Source organism: Mesorhizobium sp. 01N446 (assembly GCF_056399285.1).
The window spans coordinates 1-361 of record NZ_JBFTRA010000055.1 but is presented as its reverse complement, the minus strand read 5'-3'; the positions used below and the strand labels follow the sequence as shown (position 1 = coordinate 361).

Genomic DNA, 361 nt, shown 5'->3' with positions numbered 1-361 from the left:
GGGTTGGCATGGTAGCTGTAGCCGCCATTGGCATCGACCGTCAGCACGCCATAGGTTCCCGTCACCGTGGAGCCGGCGATGCCCGTCCAGGCGATCGAGGCGATGCCGTCGGCGCCGGCCGTGTCGGCCGCGCCGGTGCCGTGGGTGCTKGTCCCGGTCTCGACATTGCCGGTCACCGTCTCGCCCGACTGTGCCGCGTCCGTGTCGGGCTTGGCTGTCGGGACGTCGTCCTTGATGTCGATGGAGATGGTCGAGGTGTTGGTGTTACCGAGGCTGTCGGTGACGGTATAGGTGAAGACGTCCTTGCCGGCCTCGATGTTGGTGCTGTTGTTGGCGTCGGGCGTGGTGTCGAAGGGCTTGG

Annotated in this window: 1 protein-coding gene; it reads right to left on the bottom strand. The window is 66.4% G+C overall.

The annotated features are described in order from the left end of the window. Positions 1-361 (bottom strand): VCBS domain-containing protein (locus AC1DPX_RS35195; RefSeq protein ID WP_477242628.1); only part of this gene is annotated, 361 nt, incomplete at both ends.